The sequence below is a fragment of the Devosia sp. genome, from assembly GCF_035944845.1.
Lineage (GTDB): Bacteria > Pseudomonadota > Alphaproteobacteria > Rhizobiales > Devosiaceae > Devosia_A.
Map to the genome: position 1 here is coordinate 1 of NZ_DASZAW010000128.1, position 5,959 is coordinate 5,959.

At 64.4% G+C, this 5,959-nt stretch carries 6 protein-coding genes; all 6 read left to right on the forward strand.

Translation table 11 applies throughout. The annotated features are described in order from the left end of the window. Positions 1-175: 175 nt before the first annotated feature. Positions 176-1,507, forward strand: a complete 1,332-nt coding sequence (locus VGV07_RS25110) for an aspartate aminotransferase family protein (protein ID WP_055998766.1) — start codon at positions 176-178, stop codon at positions 1,505-1,507. Between the two features lie 69 nt (positions 1,508-1,576). Continuing rightward, positions 1,577-3,073 (forward strand): CoA-acylating methylmalonate-semialdehyde dehydrogenase, encoded by a 1,497-nt coding sequence (locus VGV07_RS25115; protein ID WP_326871469.1) that lies wholly within the window; start codon positions 1,577-1,579, stop codon positions 3,071-3,073. A 3-nt stretch (positions 3,074-3,076) separates the two neighbouring features. After that, positions 3,077-3,730, forward strand: a complete 654-nt coding sequence (locus VGV07_RS25120; protein WP_326871470.1) for an endonuclease domain-containing protein — start codon at positions 3,077-3,079, stop codon at positions 3,728-3,730. A 3-nt stretch (positions 3,731-3,733) separates the two neighbouring features. Beyond that, entirely contained in the window at positions 3,734-4,984 is a 1,251-nt protein-coding gene (locus VGV07_RS25125; protein ID WP_326871471.1) for a Zn-dependent hydrolase, read from the forward strand. A 149-nt stretch (positions 4,985-5,133) separates the two neighbouring features. Beyond that, positions 5,134-5,562 carry an endonuclease domain-containing protein gene (locus VGV07_RS25130; protein WP_326871472.1) on the forward strand — a complete coding sequence of 143 codons (429 nt, stop codon included), beginning with the start codon at positions 5,134-5,136 and terminating at the stop codon, positions 5,560-5,562. A 13-nt stretch (positions 5,563-5,575) separates the two neighbouring features. Continuing rightward, the coding region (locus VGV07_RS25135; protein WP_326871473.1) for an amidohydrolase family protein at positions 5,576-5,959 on the forward strand (384 nt) is incomplete at its 3' end.

A 5,959-nucleotide genomic window follows, 5' to 3' on the forward strand; every position in this document is an offset into this window, starting at 1 on the left:
CTGCCTTTGCGCCCCCTTTGCCGCCCTCGGTCTCCAGCATTTTCACCTTGATCGGCGGCATGGGAGTGATAACGTTTTTTCCAACTGGTCAAATTTCTGGATAACACATCCAAAGGTCAAGCGCCAAATATACTTGACCTCGAAACTCAACAAATAGCCTCCGGGGGAGTCCAAGGTGTCCGACCGTCGCAATGTCACGCCGAACGATCTGAGTGCGTTCTGGATGCCGTTCACGGCGAACCGACAGTTCAAGAAAGCGCCCCGCATGTTCGTCGGCGCCAAGGACATGCACTATACGACTTCCGACGGACGCAAGGTGCTCGACGGCACGGCGGGCCTGTGGTGCGTCAATGCCGGCCATTGCCGCCCCAAGATCGTCGAGGCAATCCAGGAGCAGGCCGCCGAGCTCGACTACGCGCCGGCGTTCCAGATGGGCCATCCCAAGGCGTTCGAACTGGCCAATGCGCTGGTATCGATCGCGCCCGAGGGGCTCGACCACGTGCTCTACACCAACTCGGGTTCGGAATCGGTCGAGACGGCGCTCAAGGTGGCGCTGGCCTATCACAAGGTGAAGGGCGATGCCGGCCGGTTCCGGCTGATCGGGCGCGAGCGCGGCTATCACGGGGTGAATTTCGGCGGCATTTCGGTGGGCGGCATCGTCACCAACCGCAAGATGTTCGGCACGCTTTTGACCGGCGTCGATCACATGCCGCACACCCATACGCCGGGCAAGAACCAGTTCACCCGCGGCGAGCGCGAGGCGGGCGGCGAGGACCTCGCGTCCGAACTCGAGCGCATCGTCACGCTGCATGACGCCTCGACCATTGCGGCGGTGATCGTCGAGCCGGTGGCCGGCTCGACCGGCGTCTTGATCCCGCCCAAGGGGTATCTGCAGAAACTGCGCGAGATCACCAAAAAGCACGGCATCCTGTTGATCTTCGACGAAGTGATCACCGGCTTCGGCCGCCTCGGCACGCCGTTCGCGGCGGACTATTTCGGCGTGACGCCGGATATCCTGGTGACGGCCAAGGGCCTGACCAACGGGGTGATCCCGATGGGCGCGGTGCTGGTCAGCTCCGAGATCCACGACGCCTTCATGCAGGGACCCGAGCACGTCATCGAGTTCATGCACGGCTACACCTATTCGGGGAACCCGATCGCTTCGGCGGCGGGCCTCGCGACGCTCGAGACCTACAAGGATGAGGGCCTGTTGACCCGCGGAGCGGAGCTGGCGCCCTACTGGGCCGATGCGCTGCACTCGCTCAAGGGCCTGCCGCACGTCATCGACATCCGCAATCTCGGGCTGATCGGCGCAATCGAGCTCGAACCGATCGCCGGGCAGCCGACCAAGCGCGCCTTCTCGGCCTTCGTCAAAGCCTTCGAGACCGGCATCCTGATCCGCACCACCGGCGATATCATCGCGATGAGCCCGCCGCTGATCATCTCCAAGGCGCAGATCGACGAACTGATCGGCACACTGGGCAGCATCCTGAAGACGCTTGAGTAGAATGGAACGAATGTTCTATATCGCAATCGATAGAACGAACGTTCTACAAGCAACGAGCGGAGGTCTGTGATGCAGACGATACAGAATGCGATCGGCGGCAAGCTGATCACCTCGACGAGCCCGCGCACGCAGCCGGTGTTCAACCCGGCCACCGGCGAGGCCACCGCCACGCTGCCACTGTCGAGCATCGACGAAGTGAACGCCGCTGTCGCTGCGGCAAAGAAGGCCCTGCCCGCCTGGGCGTCGACCACGCCGATGAAGCGGGCGCGGGTGATGTTCAAGTTCAAGGAGCTCTTGGAGAAGCACGCCGACGAGTTGGCCCGGCTGATCAGCCAGGAACACGGCAAGGTGCACGACGATGCGCTGGGCGAACTGGCTCGCGGCATCGACTGCGTCGATTTCGCCTGCGGCGTGCCGCAGCTGCTGAAGGGCGAGTTCAGCCGCAATGTCGGCCCGAACATCGACAGCTATTCCGACCGGCAGCCCTTGGGCGTGGTCGCCGGCATCACGCCGTTCAACTTCCCGGCCATGGTGCCGATGTGGATGTATCCGCTGGCCATCGCCTGCGGCAACACCTTCGTCCTGAAGCCGTCGGAGCGCGACCCGAGCGCGCCGATGTTCGCCTGGCAGTTGCTGATGGATGCCGGCCTGCCGGACGGGGTGCTGAACGTGGTCCATGGCGACAAGGAAGCGGTCGACACCATTCTCGACCATCCCGATATCAAGGCAGTGAGTTTTGTCGGCTCGACGCCGATCGCCGAGTACGTATATCGGCGTGGCACCCAGGCCGGTAAGCGGGTGCAGGCGCTGGGCGGCGCCAAGAACCACATGATCGTCCTCCCCGATGCCGACATGGACCAGGCCGCCGATGCGCTGATGGGTGCCGGCTACGGGTCGGCCGGCGAGCGCTGCATGGCGATCTCGGTGGCGGTGCCGGTGGGCGACAAGACCGCCGACGCGCTGATTGCGCGGCTGAAGCCGCGGGTCGAAGCGTTGAAGATCGGCCCGGCGACCGACAAGGACGCGCAGATGGGCCCGATCGTGTCGAAGGCGCAGCGCGACAAGATCGTCGGCTATATCGACTCGGGCGTCGAAGCCGGCGCCGAGCTGGTGGTCGATGGCCGCGGCTTCAAGCTGCAGGGCTATGAGAACGGCTTCTTCGTCGGCGGCACGCTGTTCGACCATGTGAAGCCGGACATGAAGATCTACCGCGAGGAGATCTTCGGGCCGGTGCTCTCGGTGGTGCGGGCGCAGAGCTACCAGGATGCGGTCGACCTGATCCATGGGCACGAATATGCCAATGGCACGGCGATCTTCACCCGCGACGGCGACGCAGCGCGCGACTTCGCCGACAAGATCGAAGTGGGCATGGTCGGCATCAACGTGCCGATCCCGGTGCCGGTGGCCTACCACTCGTTCGGCGGCTGGAAGCGAAGCATTTTCGGCGATCACGGCATTTACGGGCCGGAAGGCGTGCACTTCTACACGCGGTTGAAGACGGTCACGACGCGCTGGCCAGCCGGGATCAAAAGCGGCGCCGAATTCAGCTTCCCGAGCCAGAAGTAGCGGATGCAGACGAACACCAGCATTGCTGGACTGCCCCTCACCCCGACCCTCTCCCCAGAGGGCAGCCGGACGGGGGCAGAGCCCTCGCCGGGAGGGGGCGATGGGGCACCAGCGGTGCAAAGTGCGTCCCCCCGCTCGTCGGCCGAGGTCACCTCTCCCCTGAGGGGAGAGGTCGACGCGCAGCGTCGGGTGAGGGGTTCAGCCTCTCGGGCACGCTCTTTACGCCGCAACGAGACGGAAGCCGAGCACAAGCTCTGGAACATCATACGTAGGCGGCAACTGAGCGGCGCGAAGTTTGTCCGGCAGTTCCCGATCGGCCCGTATTTCGCCGACTTTGCCTGCCGCGAAGCGGCACTTGTACTGGAAGTCGACGGAAGCCAACACGCTGACTCCGAGCATGACGCCGCCAGAACGAAGTACCTGAACGAGCAAGGCTACTCCGTCCTCAGGTGCTGGAACAACGACGTGCTGGGCAACCCTCACGGCGTTGCTGAGGCAATTCTCGCGGCGCTAGCGGGGCACCCCTCACCCGGCGAGCGCTTCGCGCCCGCCACCCTCTCCCCTGAGGGGAGAGGGGTAAGAGGGACCAGCGCAGCAACCACTAACAGGCGCAGCTACCGGCTGACGGCCGATGTTCCACGATTGTTGAAAGACTAAGCAATGGCAGCTCCCGGCGAAAACCTTCGTATCGATCCCGAACGCCTGTGGAGCTCCATTCATGAGCTGGCCGAGATCGGGCCGGGCGTTGCCGGGGGCAGCAACCGGCAGACCGTGACCGATGACGATGCCAAGGGGCGGGCACTGTTCAAGCGCTGGTGCGAGGCGGCCGGGATGGAGATGGGGCTCGACCAGATGGGCACCATGTTCGCGCGCCGCGAGGGCACCGAGCCGGGGCTCGATCCGGTCTATGTCGGCAGCCATCTCGACACCCAGCCGACCGGCGGGCGCTATGATGGCGTACTCGGGGTGCTGGGCGGGCTCGAAGTGATCCGCACGCTCAACGACCTCGATATCCGCACCCGGCGGCCGATCGTGGTGGTGAACTGGACCAACGAGGAAGGCGCAAGGTTCGCCCCGGCAATGATGGCCTCGGGCGTGTTCGCCGGGGTGCTCGACCAGGCCGACGTCTACACCCACAAGGACAAGGACGGCAAAAGCTTCGGCGAAGAACTGGAGCGGATCGGCTGGCGCGGCGACGAGGTGGTCGGGGCGCGCAAGATCCATGCCTATTACGAGCTGCATATCGAGCAGGGCCCAATCCTCGAGGACGAAGGCGTCGATATCGGCGTCGTCACGCACGGCCAGGGGCTCAAGTGGCTGCAGGTGACGCTGACCGGCAAGGAAGCCCATACCGGCTCGACCCCGATGCCGAAGCGGCGCAATGCCAGCCTCGGCATGGCGCGGGTGATCGAGCTGGTGCACGAGGTGGCGATGGACTACCAGCCGGACGCCGTCGGCGCCGTGGGGCACATCGAGGTCTACCCCAACTCCCGCAACATCATTGCCGGCAAGGCGGTGTTCACCATCGACATCCGCTCACCGAACAAACAGGTGCTGGACGAGATGGACGAGCGCATCCGCTACGGCATCCAGAACACCGCCGAGGCGCTCGATATCGGTTTCGAGGTCGAGCAGGTCGGGCATTTCGACCCGGTGACCTTCGACAAGACGCTGGTCGGCAACATTCGCGAGGCAGCCAAGGAACTCGGCTACTCCCACCGCGACATCGTCTCGGGCGCGGGGCACGATGCCTGCTGGATCAACCGGGTGGCGCCCTCGGCCATGATCATGTGCCCGTGCGTCGATGGGCTCAGCCACAACGAAGCAGAAGAGATTTCGAAGGAATGGGCGGCGGCCGGGACGGATGTGCTGCTACGTGCGGTGCTGGAGACGGCGGAGATCGTGGGGTGAGGATGCTTCCAAAAGGCCCCCTCACCCGGAGCGCTGTGCGCTCCGACCTCTCCCCCGAAGGGAGAGGTGAAACTGGGGCGCGATCGTGCAACACGGCCACCTCTCCCTTGGGGGAGAGGTCGGCGCGTAGCGCCGGGTGAGGGGGCCTTATGGGGACGCTGAAGCGCAAGTTCGTCGCGCGTGCCCGCTCCCTCAGGGAGAACTCGACCGATGCTGAGCGAAAGCTCTGGTCCCACCTGAGGGACAGGCAGTTGCTGAACTGTAAGTTCGTGCGGCAGCAGCCGGTGGGTTCGTACGTTGCGGACTTCGCCTGCCGCGAGCGCGATCTGATCGTGGAACTCGATGGCGGGCAGCATGGGACGGACACCGGCGTCATGACAGACGTGGCGCGGACGGAGGTGCTGGGCCAGCACGGCTATCGGGTCGTCCGCTTCTGGAACTCTGACGTGCTGAGCAACATCGACGGCGTGCTGCAGATGATCGCCGAGACACTGGAGAAGGCCCCCTCACCCGGACTTCGCTATGCGAAGTCCGACCTCTCCCCCAAGGGAGAGGTGATCCGGGGCACACTCGAATGACAGGGAAACTCGTATGACCAGCAAAATCATCAAGAACGGCACCATCGTTACCGCCGACCTCACTTATGCCGCCGATATCCGGGTCGAAGGCGACAGGATCACCGAGATCGGGCAGAACCTCAGTGGTGGGGAAATCCTCGATGCCAGCGGCTGCTATGTGATGCCGGGTGGGATCGATCCGCATACCCATCTCGAAATGCCGTTCATGGGCACCTACTCGAGCGACGATTTCGAGAGCGGCACGCGGGCGGCGCTCAGCGGCGGCACCACCATGGTGGTGGATTTCTGCCTGCCCAACCCGCAGCAGTCGCTGCTCGAAGCCTTGCAGATGTGGGACAACAAGACCTCGAAGGCCAGTTGCGACTACTCGTTCCACATGGCGATCACCTGGTGGGGC

Coding starts and splice junctions, on each gene's coding strand:
- VGV07_RS25115 (WP_326871469.1), top strand. CDS start 1,577: ATGCAGACGATACAGAATGCGATCGGCGGCAAGCTGATCACCTCGACG.
- VGV07_RS25120 (WP_326871470.1), top strand. CDS start 3,077: ATGCAGACGAACACCAGCATTGCTGGACTGCCCCTCACCCCGACCCTC.
- VGV07_RS25125 (WP_326871471.1), top strand. CDS start 3,734: ATGGCAGCTCCCGGCGAAAACCTTCGTATCGATCCCGAACGCCTGTGG.
- VGV07_RS25130 (WP_326871472.1), top strand. CDS start 5,134: ATGGGGACGCTGAAGCGCAAGTTCGTCGCGCGTGCCCGCTCCCTCAGG.